Source organism: Secundilactobacillus hailunensis (genome assembly GCF_005405185.1).
Lineage (GTDB): Bacteria > Bacillota > Bacilli > Lactobacillales > Lactobacillaceae > Secundilactobacillus > Secundilactobacillus hailunensis.
The window spans coordinates 1-23,164 of record NZ_BJDO01000022.1 but is presented as its reverse complement, the minus strand read 5'-3'; the positions used below and the strand labels follow the sequence as shown (position 1 = coordinate 23,164).

Sequence of the window (23,164 nt, the reverse complement as noted above, 5' to 3'; positions counted from 1 at the left end):
CTCATTTAAAAAACTTCAAAATAAAAATCAGCTCAACTAGTTTGAGGGAACTTTTAACGCCATTATCCGTCTTAAAACGCCTTTTGGAGCGTTATTTTCAATTATTTCAGGCAGTATTTTGGCAAAATAGCAGCTATTTAAGTGAAATTTTCATACATTTTTTGATTTTTGTAATCAATCCTCATTATATTTCTCACCCTACTCCATCACATTATCGACTATAATGTTATAGTAACCTTCTAACTAAAAAGGACTTAATAACTATGCAAAAAGAATTGAACTATTACCAGCGATACCTGCGTTCGTACTGGCGAACAGAAATATTTAACACGGCTATCTTCGTGATCGCATTAGCCGCAACCGTGGCGAATGGCCTGATTGGTGGCAGAGCTGTTGTTTCAGCATCAACTTCAAACGTGCTCTTTATTGCTGTCCTTGTGATCATTGCGCTCAGCATCATTTTAACTTTTGGCAAGGTCAACCGGCAGAATCAAGCAGTCAATAAATTTAAACAGTTTATGGCTAAGGATGACAAACAGCTTTCACAGGATGACCAATCCGTTTACGATCAGTGCAAACGCTACTACCAGCGTGGCAAACAACTGGATAAGCTCAACATTGTGATTGCACTGGGTGTCGTTTGCGGCTACATTTTGATTAGTTTGTAAAACTGATTTTACTGGCATTGTTTCACATGGAACAATCGACAGTAATTTTTGCCTTTCGCTTTGTTTATCCAATGAATAAGACTACAATAGAGCAGTAGTGTAAGAACACACGTTCGAGATAAGGGGGATTGCCTTTATGGCCTTACAACTATTCGAACCCGGTCATCCGTCACAGCGGACTGACTCTAAGGAACGCAAACAGGCGTTAGATCAAACTTTAAAAGCAATTGATAAAAAATTCGGTAAGGGCGCTTTGATGCGCATGGGCGATAAACCTAACCTTGAAATTAATCGTTTTTCATCCGGCTTACTTTCATTAGACCACGCAATTGGCGGTGGTTATCCATATGGCCGCATCATGGAGCTTTATGGACCGGAATCATCTGGGAAAACTACCTTGGCTTTAACAGCCGTTGCTGCCCTTCAAAAAGAAAACGGGATCGTGGCCTACATTGATTTTGAAAATGCGTTGGATCCAGCTTACGCTAAGAACCTTGGCGTTGATTTGGATTCACTGCTATTATCGCAACCAGGAACTGCTGAAGATGGCTTTAACATCGCCAGCGAATTAGTTAAAAGCGGTGCCGTGGATATGATTGTTTTCGACTCAGTCGCAGCCATGCTGCCCAAAGCTGAAGTTGACGGTGAAATTGGTGATAACCACGTTGGTTTACAAGCGCGGCTAATGTCGCAATCATTACGTGGCCTCACTAGTTTAGCCAATCAAACGCAAACGACCCTGCTATTCATTAACCAAATTCGTGAAAAAGTGGGTGTCATGTTCGGTAATCCTGAAGTCACACCTGGTGGTCGTGCGCTGAAGTTCTACTCAACGATTCGGTTGGAGATTCGGCGGCGTGACAACATTAAAAACGGTCAGGACATCATTGGGACTAACGTTAAGATTAAGGTCACTAAAAATAAGGTTGCCCCGCCATTTAAACAGGTCGAAGTGCAAAACTTCTTCGGTAAGGGACTTTCTCATGCGGGTGATCTACTGACAATTGCAGTAGATAACGATATCGTTAAAAAGTCCGGTTCATGGTATTCCTACCAAGACGAACGCCTGGGTCAAGGCCAGCCAAACGTGATCGATTATTTGGAACAGCATCCCGAACTAGAAGATAAGATTGAAAAAGACATTAAAGATATGTGGAATGACGAGAAAAAAGATCAGGAACTAGATAAGGATGATAAATCCACTGGTAATCACACTGAAGCAGTTTAGTTGATTCCACATGGAAAAGGCGCTGATCTGATTGGATCAGCGCCTTTTAATTTGCTCATTTCTTTTATATAGCCTTAACTAGCCTTAACGTGTTCAACAAGGCAGAGAGCTTTGTATAACGGGTATCACCACGAATTCAAGCCCAGAATTTATGGTGATACCCGTTATGCGTCGCTCTCTAACCGCCTTGTTTCGCACTCAGTACAAGTTATCATTATGATCATTACCATCATTATGAAACGCCCACGAATCAAACCAGCCGGCATCGTAGCTGTCATCATCATACGGACCGGAGTAGCCACTACCACCCGTTTTATTATCGAGCCAAACACAAAATGCGTACATTAAAAATAATCCCAATATCATCAATAGTATCAGGCCAATATCGATCACCCAGCCCTCTACGTATGGCCATACCCAGACACCAACTTTTAGCACAACAATCCCCGTACCAATAGTGGTCAGCCAAGAATGCTTTTTCTTAGCCTTAGAACGATGGGCCATTTCTAGCTGTGGGGCTGGCTCGACCAACGGGTGTTTAACTTTGGTCATGTCGCTAATCATATATTGATAGTGCGTTGGTGCATCTGGCTCTCGTCTTTGGTAGATCTGTTGTGACGGTTTAGCCGCTTGCAAATGCTCTGTCATGATCTGTTACTTCTTTCCTGCTATGTATTTACCTCTATTTTACCCCTGTTGCAGTCAGACTGCTAAACTCATTTACATAAAAAACGCTTTGCATCAATGCTGTTTTTGCAGTGTTGGTGTAAAGCGTTTTTTTATACTCGTTGATGTTATCTAGCGGAAACGTGTTCAACAAGACAGAGACCTCCATGTAAGAGACTTTACCACAAATCCAAGTTCGGGATTTATAGGCTTGTTGAGTTTACCTAGCCTAAACGTGCTACACAAGGCAGAGAGCTGTGCGTAACACCACCTCACCACAAATCCAAACCCGGGATTTATGGCAAGGTGGCGTTACGCGTCGCTCTCTAACCGCCTTGTTCCGCACTCTCTTTAATGAAATCTCATTCCCCCATCAACCTGTAAACTCTGTCCAGTCACATAACCGGCATCTGGGCTCACAAACCAAGCGACCACCGCAGCAACATCTGCTGGCGTGGCTTCACGACCAATCGCAATCTCAGTTAAACAGTCTGCTCGTTGCTCTGCCACACTCTTATGCTTAATTGCCGCCGTTTTTTCATCAATCGCATCACGCATTTTAGTGCGCACGATTCCTGGGTTATAAGCATTCACAGTAATTTTATCCTTGGCAAATTCCTTAGCCGCCGACTGCGTCAAACCACGAATACCAAACTTAGAAGCTGAATAGGCACTCTGCAATGCCGAAGCCTCATAGCCCGCCAAAGAAGCCGCGTTAACGATTCGGCCGCCGTGACCCTGTTCTTTAAATTTCTTACCAGCAGCTTGAATGCCCCAGTAAGTTCCCTTCAAATTCACGTCTAATAGGCGTTCAACGTCTGCTGGATCCGAGTCGATAAAGCTTTCAATGAACGCTACCCCGGCATTGTTCACATAAACGGCCAACTCCCCTAAATCTTTGACCGCTGCATCGACCAATGCAAATACTTCGTCACGGTGCGCCACATCCACATGATAAGCCTTGGCACTATAGCCTTCGCTCTGTAGATCTTGAGCGACCTTAGCTGCGGTAGTGTCGTTAATGTCGGCCACAGCGATGGCGTAACCCTCTTTTGCGAGACGGTGCGCGATTCCTTCACCAATACCTTGTCCTGAACCCGTTACAATTGCTAATTTTGCCATGCTATGACCTCCTGACTAGTCTAAATCGTGTGCCGTTCGAATGGATCGTCACTGATACCTGCATCAACAATATCGCATGACCACTGCTTTGCTGAGAAGAGTGAATGGTCGCGGTAGTTGCCGCAACTGTACTTATCAGTCCCCTGAACGTCTTTCCATTCGATCTTGTCGGCAATTTCTTCTAGTGAACTCTTCAAAGCTTTGGCAACTTCGGTAGTAGAATGCTGACCCCAAGTAATCAAATGAAACCCGGTCCGGCAGCCAAATGGTGAACAGTCGATCACGCCATCAAGCCGGTCACGCAACAAACCCGCCAACAGATGTTCAATCGTGTGCAGACCAGCTGTTGGGATTGCGTTTGTATTAGGCTGTACTAACCGCAAATCGTAGTTACTAATAATGTCGCCCTTTTCCCCGTGTTCCTCAGTAATCAACCGAACGTATGGTGCTTTAACCTTTGTGTGATCCAATGTAAAACTTTCAACTTTAGCCATAATATGCTCTCCTTTTGATTTTTAAATAGCTGTTACTTCAAATAACTAAGTGGTTTGTTAACTTCGATCTTGGTGCCATAGTACTTATCCTTGATGTACTTTTGGATATCTTTCTTGTGATAGAGCTTCACTAACTTCTTGTAGTTAGGATTATTCTTGTTCTTTTCTGAAGTGGCCAGAATGTTAATGTTGTCCTTTGTGCTTTGGTCAACTTTTTCATGATAAATGGAATCCGTCAGCACGTGCAGATGGCCTTCCAAAGCCACCGTGTTGGAAATCAGCACCGCGTCCACATCGTTGATCACCCGCGGACCAGTGGTGTCATCGATCTGCTTGAACTTGAAGTTCTTCGGGTTGGACTTGATATCCTTAACTGTGCCAACGTAACCGAAGTTCTTATCCAATTTGATCAAACCAGCCTTTTGCAGGAGTACTAAACCACGGGCAGCTTGCGATGGGTTATTAGCAATGGCAATCGTTGACCCTGCCGGAATATCCTTAACGTTCTTGTATTTCTTAGAATACAGGCCCATGGGCTCCAAGTAAGTTGTTCCTAATGCGGCCAACTTGTTAGACTTATTCTGCTGATTATAGGTTTCTAGGTATGACCAAGACTGGAAGGCGTTCACATCCACGTCACCATCCGCAGTGGCCTTATTCAGTTGCACCCCATCAGCAATATTTTTCACCTTGATCTTCAGTCCCAATTTCTTAGCATCGTTGGTTTTGGCGATGTGCTGCCAAATATCAATGTCAGACCCCTGCGACCCAATCAAGATTGAACTGGACTTACTCTTATTAGCCGCCTGGGTATTAGAAATATCGTGAATCCCAAATGCTGCTAAAACAACGACGACTACAATACCAATTAACCAATACGCGCTTTTTTTCATTTTATATCACTCCTTTAATTATGTTCGACTCTTCTAACGATCCAGTCCCCAATCAGCTGAACCGCAAACACTAAGATTAAAATGATGATCATTGCCATGAAGGTAATGTCATTCTCGAAACGAGCGTAGCCAATGTTGATAGCGACATCCCCAAGGCCACCGGAACCAATGGCACCAGCCATGGTCGTTAAACCGATCAGACTAATAATGGTCACGATGGAAACTCGGATGATATCGGCGAGACCCTCCCGCAGATAAATTCGAAAGATGATTGCCATGGGACTGGAACCCATCGATTCAGCAGCCTCGATCACTCCATGATCCACGTCCAGCAACGCATTTTGAACTTGCCGAGCGTAGAACGGGAAGATGCCGAAAATCAACGGTACCAGCGAAGCAGTCGTCCCAACGGTGGTCCCCACTAGAAACTTGGTCAGTGGTGAAATCACCGCCAGCAAGATGATGAAGGGAATGGACCGCAACAGGTTAACCAGCTTATCGACAACTGAATACGTCAGCTTGTCTTCCAAAATTCCGCCTGGCTGCGTAACCACTAACAGCACGCCGACCAGCAATCCCAAAACTGCTGAAACGATGGCTGACATCAGCGTCATGTAGATTGTTTCCCAGGTGGCCTGAATAAACTCGCCCTTCATTGCCATGACGTTTGGCATAATCGCATTCATTGACCATCACCCCCTTTAAGTGTTTCATCCGTCAAAATTCTAGTTTTAACGCCTTCCGTTTTCATTTGTTGAACCGCGCCATTAAAGCCAGCCAAATCACCGGTAATGATGGCGATCATATAACCCACGTTCTCGCCATCGATCTGATCGATGTTAGCAAACAGGATGTTCACGTCCACACCGTACTTTTGTGATAACTCGGAAACAACGCTTTGTTTGGTAGAATTACCAATAAAGTTGAAGTACATCAGTTCCTGATCAGCTTTAAACTCACTGATTTTGATCGTGCTGGTAATGCGCTCAATGGCTTCTTTCACGTTAGTCGAAGTTTCAACAAAATCGTTAGTCAACTTTTGCTGCGGTTCCGTGAAGACCTTGGCGACCGATCCACGTTCAATAATTTCACCGGCATCCATGACCGCTACGTTATGACAAATACTTTTGATTACTTGCATTTCATGGGTGATCAAAACGATTGTCAAATTCAAATCACGATTCAGCTGTTTCAGTAATTCTAGAATTGATTTCGTGGTCTTCGGGTCCAACGCACTGGTGGCTTCATCTGAGATTAAGATTTCAGGGTCACTGGCTAACGCTCGGGCGATGGCCACCCGCTGTTTCTGCCCACCGGATAACTGGCCGGGATACGTACCCGCGTATTCACTCAAGCCAACTAATTTTAGTAACTTCTCTGCCTTGGCGTGCCGGTCAGCCTTGCTGATCTTGGTTCCTAACAGTGGGTATTCCACGTTACCTTGTACCGTGCGGGACTTCATTAAATTAAAATGTTGAAAAATCATGCTGACCTTTTTGCGGGCTTGCCGTAGTTCAACTGGTTTTAGTTGCTGAATTTTCTGATTGTTGACGATCACCGTCCCAGCAGTTGGCTTCTGCAATAGGTTGATGACGCGCACCAAGGTACTTTTCCCAGCTCCGGAATAACCGATGATGCCGTAGATATCACCCCGCGGAACCGTTAGATCAACGTTCTTCACAGCATCGATCTGTTGGTCGCCGTTATCAAAGTGGACTGATGTGTTTTTTAATTCAATTGCGTTTGCTGCTGTCTCAGTCATATTGCTGCTCTCCCTTAATTTTACATAGTTTAATCGGGTTTCAGCAGGCAGAGACTTGCGCGTAACGAATCCCGGTCATAAATCCAGACCCGGGATTTTTGCCCAGGCTTCGTTACACTCCAGTCTCTAACCGCCTGCTTCCACACCTTGGCAACAAAAAATCGCCCCTTTATTTATCTCTAAATAAAAGGACGATTTAATCGTGCTACCACCTTAGTTCGAATACCCCTCGCGGAAATATTCCTCATCGGGTACTGACTAACAGCGGTTCAGTACTTACTGCTATCAGTGCATACCCTAACTCTATAACGGGAGTTCCCGCCACTGCCTAGCCCAACGGTTCAGCAACAGAGCGATTATCAAGACCATATTCAGCTGGACACAGCCGTTACCTTTCACCAAACGGTAACTCTCTGAAGACCATGCAAAGCTTACTCATCTTGTCGCTTGCTTCGTATTTAACAACTGGTATTAGTATGACGCGCGATTTTGAGCGTGTCAAGATTAAATTAGCGTTTCTTAATCCACACTCTCATTTATGATTAAAGTTTTACCTTTATAAATGCTTCCAAATAGGCATTTATAGATATTAAAAAATATTTTGCAATTATTTTCTCATCATCAGCTAATGTTAGTGCCTATTTGCCCCACGCTAAATCAAAAATAAAATATGATGACGCTCACCTTATCGTTAAAGTTGGTGATTGTAGCTAAAGGAAACCAATAATATTTCACAAAAAATCATTAATTTAACTAAGAATACTGTCAACTCAAAGTCTAATTTAAACTGATACATTACATTCTCGGTCTAATAATGATAAACTAATCAAGAAGTGAGGCGGAGAATGTGAAAAATACTTTGAAAGAACGGTGGATCGGCCTTATCGCCGGTCTAATTTGTAATGCTTTTGGTAATGCGTTATCCATTGCCGGTAATATGGGAAGCGGGGTGTGGTCCGCTTCCGCTGTCAACTTACATAACTGGACTGGTGTTGGCTTGGGTGTGCTCCTATTTTGTATCGGTGTCATCAATGCGATTACCAACCAGATTCTCATTCATCATTGGGATGGCAAACGTTTTTTTGGTGAAGTCCTGTTTGTCATGTTCTTCGGAACTTTCGTGCAGTATTTCGTGCGCTGGTTTGATTCGATCGGCGTGAACACTGCACCCATCATCTGGCGATTGATATTGAGCTGTACCGGAATCGCTCTCTTTTGCGTGGGTATCTCACTCTATCAGCGAGCCAACATTGTGATGCATCCAAACGATGACACGACTAACATCTTGAGGTTTATGTATTTAAAAGGTAACGCCACAGCCTCTCAACTGCTGGATTTCTTACCACCGCTGATTGTGTGCGCTATCGCTTATTTCCCAACTGGTCGAATCGACTCAATCAATCTAGCGACCCTGTTCTCCATCATCTGTAATGGGTTCATCATTGCCGCAGCTGATCGTTACATCTGGCCACACTTAACGCATAACTTTAGAACTAAGACAGCCGAAACAAATTAAAAAATAAGTGAGCGGTTAAAAACGACCGCTCACTTATTTTTTATTCATCAAGAAAACCGTGCTCAATAATATCAAATTCACTACGAATCTGTTCAATGATTGGTTCAAAGTCCTCAATCTGTGCGTTGGGATGTTTCTGCATAAACACTTGTGCATCCGCAAAAACCGCTTCACCAACCGAATTAAGCAATTTTTCAAGAACCTTTTTATCAACCCCGGCACGGACATGCATCCGATCCAAAACCGGCTGTTCCAGCGTTGCCGTGGATTTTGCGGTTCGCTTTTTCCAAAATTCAGCCATTTCTGGTTGAACATCCGCTGGTAATAATTTCATATCTGAAAATGACTGAACTGACACCTTAAATTCTGCTGGGTAATCCAGCTGCATCTGAATCTTGTACCGCACCGCACGTTCAATCATATCGCCGAGATCCTTGGCATCCGTCCAAACTGAAAGGTCAGCAACATCGGTCAACCGCTCATAAACGTATTCCACAGTGGCCAAATACAGGTGCCCCTTATCGCCGAAATAGCGAAAAACAATGCCCTTGGAAACCTCAGCATCCTTGGCAATATCAGCCGTCTTAGCCTGTAAATAACCGTTTTTAGCAAAGATCCGAGTGGCACTTTTCATAATCCGCTTAACCTTATCTGGGTCCTTTGGAATTTCAGGATTCAATTCAAGCATACTCATTTATCCCTCCTCTAATTTTCAACCAGATCACGTCGCCGATACAAACCGTAACCCACAACGACTAGGATAATACTCAATAGTACCAGCCAACCGACTTGGTCCCACTGCACAGCTTTTAATGGTACGTTATTGATCCAGCCGAAGGGCGTTAATTTTTTCGTCCATTCTGGGAAATCCAGCAACCCGCCAAGATAAATCGACAACACTGCATAAATTGGAATGATCCAGGCAATTTGTTGATACCTTGGCAGTAAACCTAACACCACGGCAACGATACCGATAACCACCAGAACCGCTGGTGCGAATCCCCAAAACGACCGCATGATTCGACTGATTTCAAAGGCGTGTTTCGCCCCTTGGCCGCCCAGTGCCATCCCAAACGTTCCAGCGAATAAAGCCAGTAATCCGGCCACGGTTCCAACTATCGTGTAGGCGCTAAATAGATGCAGTCGTGAAACGCTACGGGCGTGAATCGCTTCTAGCCAGCCTTTTTGTTCATCACTATTAATTCGTAGCATAGTGGCAATGGCGGGCACACTGGCACCGATGGCCATCATCACACTCATCAAAGCCGCAAATTGCAGCGTCATTGTCCGACCTGCTGAAGCGGCCGCGGCTGGCCCAATAATTTTCGCGATCATGGGACTGTTATTCATCATGTCCCCAATGGTATTAAATAACGTCCCCATGCTAGTACCATAGACTGCTAACCCAATGAACCACGCAATCATACTAGTGCGTTCTAATCGAAAAACTAAGGTGGTAGGCCCAGCTAATAACGGACTAGCGTGTCCTCGACCGGGTCGATCAGGTAGAAGACCGGAACCGAGATCCCGTTCTGAACTGATCACAAAGGTTAGCAGCAAAATAACAACCGCAAGCGCCAGCATGTCATAGAGCGGTAAAACGCGATTTTTACCATACGGATCGATTTTTTCGATCCAACCGAAAACCGTCCACCAAGTGTATTTCACGTTTTGGACGTCGGTCATCGCTCGCAAAAGATACAGGATTCCCAGCAAACTATAGCTCATGGTCGTCGCACCACGGGAATTACTAGCTAATTGTGCCAGAAACAGAGTAAAAGCACCAAACATCAGGCCAAAAATGGCGATCCCGATACCAAACAGCCAGTCACCCGTGACGTCAGCCCCATCCATTTTAATTGCTTGCAGGGTCACAGCAGATAATAATCCCGCGACAGTATTGATCATCAGTAGCTCGTAGATGGTGGCTAATAACGGGCTCTGCCGGCCAACACTATGAGCTCGCACCATTTCCAGCACCCCATTATCTTCTTGTGCCCGCGTATTACGAATCGCAAAGAAGATATTCATGATGGCCATCAGCAACCCGGTAAAAACCATCATCGAAGCGGCAAAAATCGCTGCAGTGGTATAGGGCTTGACCGCCGTAAAGGGACCAAATAAAGCGGCCATTGATGGCGTGTCCAGTGCCATAACCAGTGACGCTACCTGCTTATCATTGCCACTGAGGCCAATAATCTTACTAGCTCCCGCAGCCACCATGCTGACAATCCCTAACAGCCAGATGATAATGGCCAACCGGTCGCGTCTGAGATACATCCGCGTCAAATAACCAGTCTGAGCAGTCCGATTACTTCGTGTCATGTCCCTCAGTCCCCTCTGTATTGTTGTAATACCGAATAAATAAGTCTTCCAAGGTTGGCGGTGTCGTCTGCAGTGCCACGATTTCCCGTCGCGTCAGTTCTGCCATAACTGTGCCGATCTGAGCTGTATCCACCGCAAAGACTGCTTTATTGGCAATGTGTTCATCGGGTTTAAACCCATGAACGCCCGTTAATGTCTCAATGCCAGTCAGCGTCTGTTTAGTCTGGACAATGACTTGATTACGGGTCAATTGCCGCATCTGATCAAGGGTCCCAGTTTCAACGATCTCTCCGGTTCGAATGATCCCAATTCGGTCACACATCCGCTCCACTTCCGATAAAATATGGCTGGAAAGCAGAACACTTTTCTCTAAGCGTTTTAAAGCTAACACATGTTTTTGAAATAGTTCTTCCATTAAGGGATCCAATCCGCTGGTAGGTTCATCGAAAATATAGAGGTCAGCCTCCGTTGATAACGCCGCAATCAGCGCCACTTTCTGGCGGTTACCTTTAGAATACGTCCGCGATTTTTTCTTGGGATCTAACTCAAACTCGTGAATCAGCTCATCCGTTTTAGCGCTATGGGATTGGTGGTTAAGCTTCAGCAGAAAATCAATCATCTCGCCGCCGGTCAGGTTCGGCCACAGATAAACATCACCAGGTACGTAAGCAATTCGATTGTGAATCGCAACCGCCTTTTGCCAGACGTCCTGATTAAAGATTGTTGCCTGTCCACCACTGGCCTTTAGGATTCCTAGCAACACCCGAATCGTAGTTGATTTACCGGAACCGTTGGGCCCAATAAAACCAAATACTTCTCCGGCATTCACATCAAAAGTAATGTCCTTTAACGCCTGAAACTTACCAAAAGATTTCTGCAAATGATAAATACTGACGATTGTTTGGGTCATGATTTTCCCTCCTTATTCACACTTTTAAAGCAGCTAAAAGGAACTGATCTGAAATTTCACCCAGAGTATATTCTAGATTGACTTGTAAGTCAATGACTAATGGGTCAATATTAAAATAAGCGATTTACTCGACTTTTTATTTGACCTAGAGTCAACTCTAACCGTTATAATGAAGGCAATATATTATAAGGAGGTTCAATGATGACAATTCCAAATATCTTACTAAATGATGGCCACCAATTACCTATGCTGGGACTTGGGACCTACCAGATTCGCGGTGCTCAAGGTGTCGACCAGATTCTGTCTGCCATCCACGATGGTTATCGGTCATTAGACAGCGCAACTAATTACGATAATGAAGGCATCGTGGGGAAAGCCATTCGTCAAAGCGGCATTCCCCGCAGTCAATTCTTTGTCACCTCTAAGCTGCCCGGCAAGTATCACCGTTATGATGATGCGTTAAATGCCATCACGGAATCCCTAGCACGAATGGGACTGGACTACTTTGATCTGTTTTTGATCCATTGGCCACTGCCGAAACGCGACCACTACGTTGAAGCCTGGAAAGCGATGATCACAGCACAAAAGCTGGGTCTAATCCACACGATTGGTGTATCCAACTTTCTACCGGAACATCTGGACCGCTTAACTAAAGAAACGGGCGTGACACCAGCTGTTAATCAGATTGAGGTCCATCCCTACTGGATCAATGAAGCTGGCTTACAAGCTGATCAAGAACGTGGTATTGCCACTGAGGCTTGGAGTCCATTAGGCCGTGGCAGCGCGTCGCTAAAAGAACCGGTGATTCAAAAATTGGCGAAAAAATACGATAAAAATGCCGGTCAAATTATTCTACGCTGGCATACCCAACGCGGTATCGTTCCGATTCCAAAATCCAGCAGTTTGATCCATCAACGCCAGAACTTAGATATCTTTGATTTTAAGCTGACACCGGATGAAATTCAGGCAATCAACAACCTGAATAAACCAGATGGCCGGGTGGCTGGTCAAGACCCGAACGAATATGAAGAATTCGACTAATTATGGCCATTATTCAAGCTACAAATGCTGCAGCTATGCGCTTTATCGCAATTGATTGACAAATACTAAATATCATTGTATTATAATCACAATTAAAAAAGGGGGTGATGCTTTGAGTTACGGAATAAGTCTTAAAGCATCAGCTACGGAGACTTCAGTTAACTAGCTGATACTTAAGAGAGGGTCCTGCGAAATCTATTCGCAGGACTTTTTTGTTGTCTTTGGGGTCTCGTGACTATTCCGAACGACGCGCACTATCGGATCTATACGAGCAATTAACCACAAAAGCTGTGGCAGTCAACAATCGTTCTGCCGTTTCAGTAGTTTCCCATGCATAGCTCCTGATATATTAGATTTCGATTAAACTATTAAAATAAAATTAGTGCATTTCTTAAGTGTCTATGAATAATTATTTAAATAAAGACTGTTTATGAATTCAATGTAAATTGTGATTGAAACCCCGCCTGCAGTAACGAAACCGCTAACAAAACTTTTCCGCTTTTTGCATATTATTTTGTCAAAAATTAAAATTTAAATTGTTCGTGAAATTCCATTGAAACCCTATAAAATTGTGCTTATAATAACTGACAAGGTATTGGGACGAATGATGACTATTGTTTGATAACCAACATTCGTCATTTCCAATACCTGCATATAATTTAATATAAAGTGAGGTGGTTACACTTGTCGCAAACTTAGCGGAATATTCACTAGGCATGGCTCAGGAACCACTTGCCTAGATGCCAAGGAGGAAAATCATACTTGGCTACTTAGCCGCCTTACACTGGTTTCACTGTCCACCCTCTATTCCACCTGGCAGTGTTACCAATCTTGACATAGCAAAATATATCAAACGACTAAGCAGACGGTTGATGATGATGTTCAAGGAACTCAAGTCAATTTAAGGGAGAATAACCAATATTATGGATCGCAAACAGAATGGCTTATTGTATGGACCAGAAGATAAGGTGCCGGTTACACAAGCTGGTTTTCTAGGATTACAACACGTTCTTGCCATGGACGTGTACGTTGCACCAATTATCATGGCTGGTTTATTATCAATGTCCGTAGCGCAAAAGAGCGGCTTCTTACAAGCAGCTTTCATCGCCTGCGGTCTCGGGACAATTATCCAAACTCGATTCTTCTTGAAGTTGCCCGTTTCTCAAGGCCCATCCTTCGTTCCCGTGGGTGCCGTTGCCGGTATTTATTTAGCTAACGGCGGTGCACACGGTGGGATGGCAACCGTTTTAGGATCGTTAGTTGTCGGGTCATTTTTACTGATTGCATTAGGCGTGACTGGTGTCTTTCAAAAGGTCATTTCCAAGTTAGTTCCTGCCATCGTTGGCGGAACCATTATCACTTGTGTGGGCTTATCATTATTACCAGGCGCTTTGAACGATAATATCTTTAAGGCTTCAGGCAATATCAATACGAATATGATTATTGCTGGTGCCACTGGTATTACCATGTTAATTGCCATTATTTTAAGTACACGGGTACCACAACTCAGGAAAGTGCTCAAAGTGAGTTCAATCATCATTGCCTTAGTTGTTGGCTCGATAGTTGCTACTGCGATGGGTGCCTTTGATTGGTCATCCGTTACGGCCGCTCCATGGTTCAGCCTGCCTCAGTTTACGTCATTACACTACGGACTGCATTTTTCACTTCCTGCTATTTTAACGTTTGTAGTCATCTACCTTGTGTTAACGACTGAAACAACAGGTACTTGGTTTGCTATGAGTGCCGTTACCGGTGAAAAGATCACCAAGAAACAATGGAACATGGGAATCATTGGCGAAGGTATCAGCTGTCTATTATCAGCTTTGCTAGGTGCCACCCCTATGACTGGTTACTCAACTAACGCCGGTGTTATCTCCGTTACTGGTGTTGCCAGCAAACGGGTCTTCATCTCCGCTGGTTTCTGGTTTATCATTCTTGGTTTCTGTGGCAAATTAGCAGCCTTCTTCGCTGCTGTTCCCGCACCCGTCATCGGTGGTGTTTACTCCATCATCTGTGTCATTATCATGTTAAACGGACTGAATGTTGTTCGTCACTTGGATACTGGTGAAGCTGGTATCTACATCATTGGTGTCCCAATCGTTTTGACAATGGCTATGGTCTTGTTACCAGCCAAAGTTGTCAGCGAAGCACCACAAATGCTGCAATACCTGTTAGGTTCACCAATCACAATTGCTGCAATTAGTGCGATCATTTTAAATCTATTAATGTCAAAAAAAGCAACGGTGCCGACCGCAGAGTCTGAAACTGCACCAGTTTCAAGTGGCCGGTAATCGATAAAAACAGTAAAAAGCAGCTCACTTCAAATTCAGTGAACTGCTTTTTTGATATTGGTAACCTTTTTAACCTTGTGAACTGGCAGCGCCTGTAAAAAGGCAGTTGCTAGAATCATGGCCCCACCCAGCATTTCCGGTAAACCAAACGCGGTGTGCAGGAGAATAATGGATAAAAACGTTGCTGTTAACGGTTCAAAGGAACTCAGCATTCCCGTGGTGGCCGGCAATAGGTAATTTAAGCTCTTCAGATACAGTAGATAAGCAAACATTGTCCCGAAAATAGAAATGTAGCCAACACTCAGCCAGCCAAGAAGATTTAACCTTGGCATCGGCGTTGTGACCACACTAGGCGTGAACTACTCGTCACTAAAGTAACGAGCTTCTAGGAACACCGCTGACTTACACAGCATTCTACGAATGGCATGCAGCGGTTACGGCTATTTACTAAGGCATGTTCCGTGCCAGATAGTCTTTTAGACGCTAAGTTACGCAGTCGCTTGTAGGATATTAACTGCGGCATTGATATCTCTATCATGACTAACGCCACAATTGGGACAAGCCCACTGTCTAATATCTAAAGTGTGCTTACCGTCGTCATAGCCACAGCTTGAGCAAATCTGCGAAGTCTTTCGAGGGTTAACAGTGACTAACTGTTTTCCATACCAAGCGCACTTATATTCCAGCATTCGACGCAATTCTCGCCAGCTTTGGTTAGCAATCGCTCTGGCAAGTTTGTGATTTTTAAGCAGATTATTGGTTTTCAAATCTTCTATTTTAATCACATCATATTGGGCTACCAAAGCTTTTGTTAACGTATTTAAGTAATTGTTACGTTGGTTAGCTATTTTTTCCGCATACTTAGCGACCATTCTTTTAGCTTTTTGATAGTTTTTAAAATCAGCAAGCTCGCGGGGTTCGCTGACTTTATTGTGTTTATCCCAAGCAATTTCTTGCTGAGCTTGTAATCTTCTCCGTGCTAAACGTTTTTCCCAGTAGTGTTTCTTTTTACTGAGTCGTTTATCAAAGCGAATCGTTGGGTACTTCACCCCATCGGAAGTAATCATTAAATCAGCAACCCCCAGATCAATACCGACTGGATTACCGGTCTTGGCTAAGGCTTTAATATCAGTGTCAACTAGAATAATGGCATAGAACTTACCTGTAGTCGAAAGGCGGATAGTCACATTCTTGATCTTGCCAACTGGTTTTCTACCTGATTTAAATTTTAGCTTTCCCAATTTTGGTAACTGGATGTGATGATTATCAACTAGTTTAATATTGTGATTGACTGACTTGGTCTGATAGCTCTGCTTCGGGTATTTACGCGATTTAAACTTAGGGAAGCCTTTATGCAGCCTAAAGAACTTTTTATAGGCTTCTACTAAGTCATGATTGGTTGACTGTAAGCTAGTGCTTTCAGCGTCTTTTAACCATTCATATTCAGTCTTCAAAGCTGGTAGTAAATTATTCAAGGCAAACGCATTTAAGAATTTAGCTTCTGGGTTATTTTGATATCTTTCAACCATCATAGCTAGCATTTGATTCCAAACAAAACGGTTATACCCAAAGTTGAGCTTGATTTTGAGTTGCTGCTCTTGATTAGGATATAGCCGTAATCTGATCCCTTTTAAAGTCATATAACTTCACCTCTTTTCCATTTTTAGTATATCATAATGGTATGCTAGAAATGAATACGAGTGGCTCTATATCAACGAAATTAGGTAAACGTATGATTAAGCACAAACATCCTAATGTGTCTGATTTTAACTTTCAACTGGTTTGGACTACCAAGTATCGAAAAAGATATTTACAACTGAAAAACAAGTTGATGCTATGAAAACTATCGTGAAAAAGATTGCTGAAAGAAACTCAGTTGAAATATCTCACATGGAGGTAATGCCTGATCAGGTTCAAATGATGATCAGCTTTCCGCCTAAGTCAGCGCCATCTTCAATCGTTAAAGCTTTTAAAGGTGGTTCAGCAAAATAGTGGTTTATTCAGTTTCCGCAAACCCAAAAATCACTCTGGGGCAGACATTTATGGTCTCCTAGCTTCTTTATGAGTACCTTTGGTAATGCTTCAAAAGAAACAATAGTTCAATATGTTGACTCACAATTAGACCGATACAACGGTGGACGTCCAAGACGTTGATTCATCTCGGCATTAAAATACCGAGTTTTCTCAACTGATGCCACTTATAAAGTAAACCTTGATTTAAGATGCCTTTTTGATGTTGGCCTTTTTCGGCCGGCTAACAGCCCACGCCTGTAAGAAGGCAGTGGCTAAGATCATGGCACCGCCTAACATTTCGGGTAACCCAAACGCAGTGTGCAAAACAACGATCGATAAAAAGGTTGCCGTTAGCGGCTCGAAGGAACTCAACATACCGGTAGTTGCTGGCAGGATAAAATTCAGACTCTTTAAATACAGTAAATAAGCAAACATTGTTCCGAAGGTCGCCACGAATAGGACACCTAGCCAGCCAGCAACATTTAGCTTAGGCATCGGTGACGTTAGAATATGCGGCATAAAAACCAAACTACCGATGAGCATCGCCCAGCCAGTCACAATTTTGGCATCATACTTTTTCAGCAATGAAATGGGAATCAGCGTGTACAGTGCCTGGCTGACCCCTGCCATGACGCCCCAAAAGACGGCAGCCGGTGCTAACTGAAGGCTATCAAAACTGCCCTTAGTGACTAACAGGTAGGTACCCAACAGCGCAATCAGCATGGAAATAACATCGATTCGCCGCGGCATCCGCCAATGACGGATTGCAACGTAAATAATAATAAAAATCGGTCCTAAAAATTGTAAAATCGTGGCAGTTGGTGCGTTACCATGTTTGATCGCCATAAAATAGGAGAACTGAGAAGGAATCATCCCACACAAGGCAAAAATAATCAGTAATAGCCAATCGTGGCGGTCCCGCCAAATCGAGATCAGTTCATGAAAATTACTAAAGGCACCCCAGATAACCAGCAATATTCCCGCTATAGCTAATCTAATACCTACCAGCCAAGCCGGCTCTATCGGTTGACGAGCAAATAAATATTGCGCCGTGACACCAGACATACCCCACAAAGTTGTCCCAACAATGGCAAAAGTTAGACCTTTATGCTTATCGGTCACATTAATTGCCTCTCTTTCTCTTACAAAAGTTTCTGAATATCATGTTAGAGAAGTTTGACGATAAAGTAAACCTTGTTCAGTATAATAAATAGGCCCTAAACAAAAAATCGCTTCTCATTATATGAGAAACGATTTTTTAATTTAATCTATGCTTGAGCATATTCAGCTGCGTGCTTCCCAGAATTACGTCCTGAGTAGTAAGCATAACCGACACAAGTACCTGGCATGTTAGGACCGTATGTGTCACCGGTTAAACCGGCAGCATCATTACCAGCGGCGTATAAGCCTTTAATGGCCGCGCCCTTTTCGTCCATAACTTCATTGTTAGTAGTCACTTGCATCCCGCCCATGGTACAAAAGGCACCAATGTTTAATTTGAAGCCGTAGTAGGGACCGTGTTCAACACCAACTAAATAGTCGCTGTTCTTACCAAATTCTTTGTCGTCGCCAGTGGCACAATAGCCATTATACGTATCAACTGTCTGACGGAACGTTTCGACTGGAACGCCCATTTGTTTGGCAAGGCCTTCAATTGTATCATCTTTGAAAATGAAGGGTTTCTTAGCTGCCAATGCAGCATCGATTTCATCCTGCAGCTTGGTCATCTTTTCGCCACGCTTTACGTAAACGCCTAAGCCCATGAAATTACCGTCTTTGGCCATCCGGTCGATGACACCTTGATCCAGCACACTATAAACTTGGTTTTGCGTGTACATTGCGTTACCAGCATATGAGAAATTATAAGCAACTGATTCATCAACAAACCGTTCGCCCTTCTCATTGACCCAAAGCAATGGTTGCTGACCAGCTGCCGCGTTCATTTGAGACGGCATCATCTTAAATGAAGGTTCGTCAGGATCCTTCAAGTAACCGCCAAATAGCATGGCCATACCGGTACCATAGTGTTTTGCGCCCGTTTGCCAGCCCATACGAACACCATCACCAGTACCCTTACCAGAACTCACTGGAATCAGCCGAGAAGTGTCATAGGGTGTCAACTCATCCATCATCTTAGCGTTGTTCAAATAGCCACCAGTAGCTAAAATTACAGCACTGGTTGTGATTTCTTGGGTTTCTTTAGTTTTTGCTGATTGAATCGTGACGCCACTAATGGCACCGTCAGCTTTGGTGTGCAATTGAGTTGCCTTAGTCAACGTCAAAATTTCAACGCCATTTTTCTCGGCTTTTGGCAATAAGGCGTCGTGTAGAACGGCAAAACCCATGCCTTTGTAAATATGCCAAGTAGCTTCACCGGCACCCATCGCTTGAACGCCTTCGTATTCAACACCTTGATCTTTCAGCCATTGAACCGTACCAGCACTGTCATCAACGTAGTTCCGCCAAATTCGTGAATCAGCTTTGAATTTTGAGTATTCGACTTCTTCTTTGAGGACGTCTGTACCAGAAACTTTGATGCCCTGTTCTTTTTGGAGATAGGAATCAACCGCAAACAGACCTTCAGTATAGTTACTGCTGCCACCGGTTGTACGGCCCTTTTCCAGTAACAGTACCTTCGCGCCTTTTTGGGAAGCTTCCAAAGCAGCTGAAGTTCCAGCGGCACCCGTACCAACAACGACGACATCATAATGATCACTCTTGCTGACCGTCATTAAATATTCCTCCATTTTATATGCTCATTACTGAATATGAAAATTCAAAATTACCGACTGATGGCTTCTCATGAAGCTTTGATAACGTTATCATAGTGTTAAAATCAGTTAACGAAAACAGCCATTTAGTTCGTCAGGCGAACTAAAAGTACGTATAAGCGAGGAATCGACTATGGATCTAAATCGATTAAAAACGTTTTTGAAAGTTGCCCAGTATGGTAGTTTTAAGCAAGTTGCAGATGAAAGCTTCATTACCCAACGGGCTGTCTCTAAGCAAATGAAACAATTGGAAGATGAACTTAACGTGCCACTATTTCAACGTGGAAAAAACAAATTGACGCTAACGTCAGCGGGACGTCGGTTTATTTCATCAGCACAAGATATTGTGAATAATTATACGGGTGCGGTTACTGAGCTTCGTCGTTCCGTAACAACTGATCAGGTATTACGAGTGGGTTACTTCTCTGCATTTGAAAAAGGACTGTTACAAAACGCGCTCTATCCTTTATTAAAAAAACAGCCCAACCTCTCTCTCACGATTCAAGAAGGAAGCAACGAACATCTGACTGAAAACGTTAAAAATGGTAATTTAGACTTAGCATTATCAATTAACTACGGCCAGCCAGCTGTTTCACCACAGTCTAATCTAGCAACTCAAATCATTTTTTCGGATAAGATGGTGATGGGTATCAGTACACTAAATCCATTAAGCAAACGTCCCTACTTAAGTGCCTCGGATCTTGCAACTCTCCCCATCCTCTATTACAGTCCCGAAACTTCGACCTTTTTATTGGAAAGCTTTATGGCTAGTATGCCGTTTTTAAAAGACTATAATCAGGTTCAGCGAGTGACAAGCACTGAGCAAATGACTATTTTGGTAGCCTTAAATCAAGCCTTTGCGTTTTATCCCAGTGGCTTGATCAATCATCAAGATCTTAGCGCGGATGGTCAGATTCGTTATCTACCTATTAAGAGTCCCCTCAATCAGCAATATGATATTGTTGTTCTTTACAATAAAATTAATCAAAACCCAATGCTCAAACAACTTTTAAACGAGTTTTAAGCACGTTGATTCTAAATTAAAAACAGTCATAACTTGATTTCGTTATGACTGCTTTTGGTATCTAATTTAAATCTTTAGTTTTCACACGCTTACTCTCTTCTGTTGCTTCTACATAAAACACTCGGGTCCCCCTATCGACCAACTCCTGCAAGAATTGCAGCAGTAAAACGACCCAGCCAAACGCCAAAGTGAACCCAATAATTTCATATGCGGTTAACGATAAATAGCCCACAACCTTGAACAGTACCTCGGCCGTGACTAAGATAGCCCCCACTGAGTAGGACATCTGCAAAAACGCACTGGGAATTCTGGGCAGCAGCCAGCGAATCCCCACGATTAAAATAATAATGAAGTATACCAGAAACGAGGCTAACCGATCGTGAATATCGTGTGAGGCCGCATTATTGGGGAAAAAGCCCACGGCACCCAGATCAACCGACATTGCCGTTAATAGTACTCGCAAAGTCAGTAACCTAATTGAATGCGGATAGATGGCGTTTAACGACACGAAAATATAATCAATCAACGCCACCATGATCAAGGCCGAAAACATCAACGTAATGTTGAATTGCCAACTGTTACTGGCTAAATGAGTCCCTAAAAAGCTGAGATTATACTGCCACCATTTTCTGGTCCCGTTCGTTGCCATCGCAATTACTGCCCCACTCACGATCACCAGCGTAAACAGCCGGACAAGGGTGCGTGAAGAAATCGAAAAAGCAGCGTAAATCATGAGGTAGTTGATAATACTCTCAAAAATAAAAAAGATGATTGTGGACGTTAACCGATCAAAAGTTGCACCTGCGAAGATGGTCCCCAAAAGCCAAAAAACACCCAGCAGTGCTAAGCCTAAAATCACCGCAAACGATAAAATAACTACCGGAAAATTTCGCCAATAAATATTCGCCGAAAACGTATTGGTTTGGTTCCGTCGTTCACGAATAAAAAAGATGGCGAACATTAACGTCCCAATCGCCACGCCACCTAAAATCACCGTAGTCCCTAACGACGTATTCCCCGATAGTGGAATCTGGTTCTGATTTTTCGTCGCAAAAAAAATGTTAAACGCAATGGCACTAAGCATCGCTGGCGCTAAGTACCACCACAAAGATATGCGTTGAAACAATGACATTTCACTGGCTTCCGTCGTGATCACTGCATCGTGATTGCGCAGCTCGATTTTGACGTTGTCAGTACCTTTCATCTGAAGCTGTTCTGCTACCTTATCTGGTAATTCAATTTTCATATTTTTCTCCCAAAGATTATTGTCTGAACCTATTTTGGGATAGTTCAGTAAAATTGGCAAGTCCTTTCAACTTTTTAATCGAACTTGACCTACGTCAATTTCAACTAGACCATTCCGTCCTACACTATAGATAATCAAATGATCAAAGGAGCGATCAATATGAAATTTCAACGGTATATACAAAATCACCAAAATCAAATTACCCTGATCAGTGCGATCCTCATCGCGGTGGGGTACGCAGGTAAGTACCTGCTTAATTCGACCCTCATCTACGACTGGGCATTCATCATTGCGTCCATCATCGCGGTTGTACCAATTATGATTCACGCTTACCAGTCCCTGCGCGTGAAAGTCATCAGTATTGAACTGCTGGTCAGCATTGCGGTAGTCGGCGCCTTCATCATTGGCGAATATAACGAATCAGCGATCGTAACTTTCCTCTTCCTATTCGGGAGTTACCTAGAACAGCGGACCTTATCCAAGACCCGTCAGTCAATCAAGTCATTAACGCAGATGGCCCCAGAAACCGCTATTATCCTCCACGAAGACGGCACCCAAGAAGAAGTCGATATCGATGACGTTGACGAAGGCGACCACATCATGGTCAAGACCGGGGCTTCCGTGCCAGTCGATGGTAACATTGTTTCTGGCTCTGGTTACTTAGACGAATCCGTCATCACCGGCGAATCGAAAGCAGTTGCTAAAACCCAGGGCGATTCCGTTTACTCCGGTTCTATCTTAGGTAACGGGACCTTAACGGTTGAAGCTACTAAAATTGGTGAAGATACCACTTTCGGTAAGATCATTGAATTGGTGGAAGACGCTCAGGATGCTAAATCCCCTGCCGAATCCTTCATTGATAAATTTGCGCAGTACTACACCCCAGCAGTGTTAGTAATCGCTACTCTGGTTTACATCTTCACCCGTGATTTTCCAACGGCCATTACCGTCTTAGTTCTTGGCTGCCCAGGTGCCTTGGTTATCGGGGCCCCCGTTTCTAACGTGGCCGGCATTGGTAACGGCGCTAAACGCGGTATCCTGCTAAAGGGTGGCGCTGTCATGGACGACTTTGCGAAAGTCGACACCTTCGTTTTCGATAAAACTGGTACCTTGACCCTTGGTAACACCGCGGTTTCCGCAGTTAAAGACTACGCTAATGATACCAATGAAGCCTTGGCCTTAGTTGCCCGGGTT

21 protein-coding genes and 1 pseudogene are annotated in these 23,164 nt (G+C 43.7%); 8 read left to right on the top strand and 14 right to left on the bottom strand.

Features of this window, described 5'->3' with window-relative positions; all coding sequences use genetic code 11:
- The first annotated feature begins 263 nt into the window (after positions 1-263).
- Complete coding sequence (locus FFM73_RS07185) at positions 264-668, top strand: hypothetical protein (protein WP_137631098.1); 405 nt, start codon at positions 264-266, stop codon at positions 666-668.
- A gap of 136 nt (positions 669-804) precedes the next feature.
- The gene (gene recA, locus FFM73_RS07180; protein ID WP_137631097.1) at positions 805-1,896 is read left to right on the top strand and encodes a recombinase RecA; all 1,092 of its coding nucleotides are present in this window, start codon (positions 805-807) and stop codon (positions 1,894-1,896) included.
- A 198-nt stretch (positions 1,897-2,094) separates the two neighbouring features.
- On the opposite strand, the gene FFM73_RS07175 is transcribed toward recA, so the two are convergent.
- The 6 genes from FFM73_RS07175 to FFM73_RS07150 form a co-directional block, all read right to left on the bottom strand.
- On the bottom strand, positions 2,095-2,544 hold the full coding sequence (locus FFM73_RS07175; protein ID WP_137631096.1) for a hypothetical protein: 450 nt from the start codon (positions 2,542-2,544) through the stop codon (positions 2,095-2,097).
- A 369-nt stretch (positions 2,545-2,913) separates the two neighbouring features.
- A complete protein-coding gene (locus tag FFM73_RS07170; RefSeq protein WP_137631095.1) occupies positions 2,914-3,684 on the bottom strand; it encodes an acetoin reductase in 771 nt (256 codons plus the stop codon).
- 20 nt (positions 3,685-3,704) lie between these two features.
- Complete coding sequence (locus FFM73_RS07165; RefSeq protein WP_137631094.1) at positions 3,705-4,178, bottom strand: S-ribosylhomocysteine lyase; 474 nt, start codon at positions 4,176-4,178, stop codon at positions 3,705-3,707.
- A 32-nt stretch (positions 4,179-4,210) separates the two neighbouring features.
- Positions 4,211-5,071, bottom strand: a complete 861-nt coding sequence (locus FFM73_RS07160; RefSeq protein WP_137631093.1) for a MetQ/NlpA family ABC transporter substrate-binding protein — start codon at positions 5,069-5,071, stop codon at positions 4,211-4,213.
- 14 nt (positions 5,072-5,085) lie between these two features.
- On the bottom strand, positions 5,086-5,757 hold the full coding sequence (locus FFM73_RS07155; RefSeq protein ID WP_137631092.1) for a methionine ABC transporter permease: 672 nt from the start codon (positions 5,755-5,757) through the stop codon (positions 5,086-5,088).
- Positions 5,754-6,833, bottom strand: coding sequence for a methionine ABC transporter ATP-binding protein (locus tag FFM73_RS07150; protein ID WP_137631091.1), 1,080 nt, complete (start codon positions 6,831-6,833; stop codon positions 5,754-5,756). Before FFM73_RS07150 ends, FFM73_RS07155 begins: the two co-directional genes overlap by 4 nt.
- 847 nt (positions 6,834-7,680) lie before the next feature.
- On the opposite strand from FFM73_RS07150, the gene FFM73_RS07145 reads away from it, so the two are divergent.
- The gene (locus tag FFM73_RS07145; protein WP_505952476.1) at positions 7,681-8,349 is read left to right on the top strand and encodes a DUF6198 family protein; all 669 of its coding nucleotides are present in this window, start codon (positions 7,681-7,683) and stop codon (positions 8,347-8,349) included.
- 40 nt (positions 8,350-8,389) lie between these two features.
- Here FFM73_RS07145 and FFM73_RS07140 read toward each other — a convergent pair whose 3' ends face one another.
- Genes FFM73_RS07140 through FFM73_RS07130 form a run of 3 tightly spaced genes read right to left on the bottom strand, consistent with a single transcriptional unit; the run spans position 8,390 to position 11,584 of the window.
- The gene (locus tag FFM73_RS07140; protein WP_137631090.1) at positions 8,390-9,043 is read right to left on the bottom strand and encodes a TetR/AcrR family transcriptional regulator; all 654 of its coding nucleotides are present in this window, start codon (positions 9,041-9,043) and stop codon (positions 8,390-8,392) included.
- A gap of 11 nt (positions 9,044-9,054) precedes the next feature.
- Complete coding sequence (locus FFM73_RS07135; protein ID WP_137631089.1) at positions 9,055-10,674, bottom strand: ABC transporter permease; 1,620 nt, start codon at positions 10,672-10,674, stop codon at positions 9,055-9,057.
- The gene (locus FFM73_RS07130; RefSeq protein WP_137631088.1) at positions 10,661-11,584 is read right to left on the bottom strand and encodes an ABC transporter ATP-binding protein; all 924 of its coding nucleotides are present in this window, start codon (positions 11,582-11,584) and stop codon (positions 10,661-10,663) included. The genes FFM73_RS07135 and FFM73_RS07130 overlap by 14 nt, the downstream gene beginning before the upstream one ends.
- A 201-nt stretch (positions 11,585-11,785) precedes the next feature.
- On the opposite strand from FFM73_RS07130, the gene FFM73_RS07125 reads away from it, so the two are divergent.
- Positions 11,786-12,625 (top strand): aldo/keto reductase, encoded by an 840-nt coding sequence (locus FFM73_RS07125; protein ID WP_373278643.1) that lies wholly within the window; start codon positions 11,786-11,788, stop codon positions 12,623-12,625.
- Between the two features lie 923 nt (positions 12,626-13,548).
- Positions 13,549-14,916, top strand: coding sequence for a uracil-xanthine permease family protein (locus FFM73_RS07120; protein ID WP_137631086.1), 1,368 nt, complete (start codon positions 13,549-13,551; stop codon positions 14,914-14,916).
- A 35-nt stretch (positions 14,917-14,951) separates the two neighbouring features.
- Here FFM73_RS07120 and FFM73_RS07115 read toward each other — a convergent pair whose 3' ends face one another.
- Complete coding sequence (locus tag FFM73_RS07115; RefSeq protein ID WP_137631085.1) at positions 14,952-15,248, bottom strand: EamA family transporter; 297 nt, start codon at positions 15,246-15,248, stop codon at positions 14,952-14,954.
- Between the two features lie 156 nt (positions 15,249-15,404).
- On the bottom strand, positions 15,405-16,556 hold the full coding sequence (locus FFM73_RS07110; RefSeq protein ID WP_137631084.1) for an RNA-guided endonuclease TnpB family protein: 1,152 nt from the start codon (positions 16,554-16,556) through the stop codon (positions 15,405-15,407).
- A 92-nt stretch (positions 16,557-16,648) separates the two neighbouring features.
- Between FFM73_RS07110 and tnpA the strand changes: the two are divergent.
- Positions 16,649-17,070: pseudogene (gene tnpA / locus FFM73_RS07105) on the top strand (IS200/IS605 family transposase).
- 63 nt (positions 17,071-17,133) lie between these two features.
- Here the strand turns inward: tnpA and FFM73_RS07100 are convergent.
- Together FFM73_RS07100 and vprA are read right to left on the bottom strand one after the other, a co-directional pair.
- The gene (locus tag FFM73_RS07100) at positions 17,134-18,051 is read right to left on the bottom strand and encodes a DMT family transporter (protein WP_235874471.1); all 918 of its coding nucleotides are present in this window, start codon (positions 18,049-18,051) and stop codon (positions 17,134-17,136) included.
- 146 nt (positions 18,052-18,197) lie between these two features.
- Positions 18,198-19,661 (bottom strand): vinyl phenol reductase, encoded by a 1,464-nt coding sequence (gene vprA, locus FFM73_RS07095; protein ID WP_137631110.1) that lies wholly within the window; start codon positions 19,659-19,661, stop codon positions 18,198-18,200.
- A gap of 172 nt (positions 19,662-19,833) precedes the next feature.
- On the opposite strand from vprA, the gene FFM73_RS07090 reads away from it, so the two are divergent.
- A complete protein-coding gene (locus tag FFM73_RS07090; protein WP_137631083.1) occupies positions 19,834-20,724 on the top strand; it encodes a LysR family transcriptional regulator in 891 nt (296 codons plus the stop codon).
- A gap of 61 nt (positions 20,725-20,785) precedes the next feature.
- Here FFM73_RS07090 and FFM73_RS07085 read toward each other — a convergent pair whose 3' ends face one another.
- Positions 20,786-21,970 carry a DUF998 domain-containing protein gene (locus tag FFM73_RS07085; RefSeq protein ID WP_137631082.1) on the bottom strand — a complete coding sequence of 395 codons (1,185 nt, stop codon included), beginning with the start codon at positions 21,968-21,970 and terminating at the stop codon, positions 20,786-20,788.
- Between the two features lie 159 nt (positions 21,971-22,129).
- Here FFM73_RS07085 and FFM73_RS07080 point away from each other — a divergent pair.
- Positions 22,130-23,164, top strand: a 1,035-nt coding sequence (locus tag FFM73_RS07080; protein ID WP_171001235.1) for an HAD-IC family P-type ATPase, incomplete at its 3' end; no start/stop codon positions are given.

Excerpts from the sequence above, each read along its gene's own strand:
- FFM73_RS07130 (WP_137631088.1), bottom strand. The coding sequence starts at position 11,584 with ATGACCCAAACAATCGTCAGTATTTATCATTTGCAGAAATCTTTTGGT.
- FFM73_RS07115 (WP_137631085.1), bottom strand. The coding sequence starts at position 15,248 with ATGCCAAGGTTAAATCTTCTTGGCTGGCTGAGTGTTGGCTACATTTCT.
- FFM73_RS07160 (WP_137631093.1), bottom strand. The coding sequence starts at position 5,071 with ATGAAAAAAAGCGCGTATTGGTTAATTGGTATTGTAGTCGTCGTTGTT.
- FFM73_RS07125 (WP_373278643.1), top strand. The coding sequence starts at position 11,786 with ATGACAATTCCAAATATCTTACTAAATGATGGCCACCAATTACCTATG.
- FFM73_RS07090 (WP_137631083.1), top strand. The coding sequence starts at position 19,834 with ATGGATCTAAATCGATTAAAAACGTTTTTGAAAGTTGCCCAGTATGGT.
- FFM73_RS07085 (WP_137631082.1), bottom strand. The coding sequence starts at position 21,970 with ATGAAAATTGAATTACCAGATAAGGTAGCAGAACAGCTTCAGATGAAA.
- FFM73_RS07150 (WP_137631091.1), bottom strand. The coding sequence starts at position 6,833 with ATGACTGAGACAGCAGCAAACGCAATTGAATTAAAAAACACATCAGTC.
- FFM73_RS07185 (WP_137631098.1), top strand. The coding sequence starts at position 264 with ATGCAAAAAGAATTGAACTATTACCAGCGATACCTGCGTTCGTACTGG.
- FFM73_RS07165 (WP_137631094.1), bottom strand. The coding sequence starts at position 4,178 with ATGGCTAAAGTTGAAAGTTTTACATTGGATCACACAAAGGTTAAAGCA.
- FFM73_RS07170 (WP_137631095.1), bottom strand. The coding sequence starts at position 3,684 with ATGGCAAAATTAGCAATTGTAACGGGTTCAGGACAAGGTATTGGTGAA.
- recA (WP_137631097.1), top strand. The coding sequence starts at position 805 with ATGGCCTTACAACTATTCGAACCCGGTCATCCGTCACAGCGGACTGAC.
- FFM73_RS07140 (WP_137631090.1), bottom strand. The coding sequence starts at position 9,043 with ATGAGTATGCTTGAATTGAATCCTGAAATTCCAAAGGACCCAGATAAG.
- FFM73_RS07120 (WP_137631086.1), top strand. The coding sequence starts at position 13,549 with ATGGATCGCAAACAGAATGGCTTATTGTATGGACCAGAAGATAAGGTG.
- FFM73_RS07110 (WP_137631084.1), bottom strand. The coding sequence starts at position 16,556 with ATGACTTTAAAAGGGATCAGATTACGGCTATATCCTAATCAAGAGCAG.
- FFM73_RS07175 (WP_137631096.1), bottom strand. The coding sequence starts at position 2,544 with ATGACAGAGCATTTGCAAGCGGCTAAACCGTCACAACAGATCTACCAA.
- FFM73_RS07155 (WP_137631092.1), bottom strand. The coding sequence starts at position 5,757 with ATGAATGCGATTATGCCAAACGTCATGGCAATGAAGGGCGAGTTTATT.
- vprA (WP_137631110.1), bottom strand. The coding sequence starts at position 19,661 with ATGACGGTCAGCAAGAGTGATCATTATGATGTCGTCGTTGTTGGTACG.
- FFM73_RS07135 (WP_137631089.1), bottom strand. The coding sequence starts at position 10,674 with ATGACACGAAGTAATCGGACTGCTCAGACTGGTTATTTGACGCGGATG.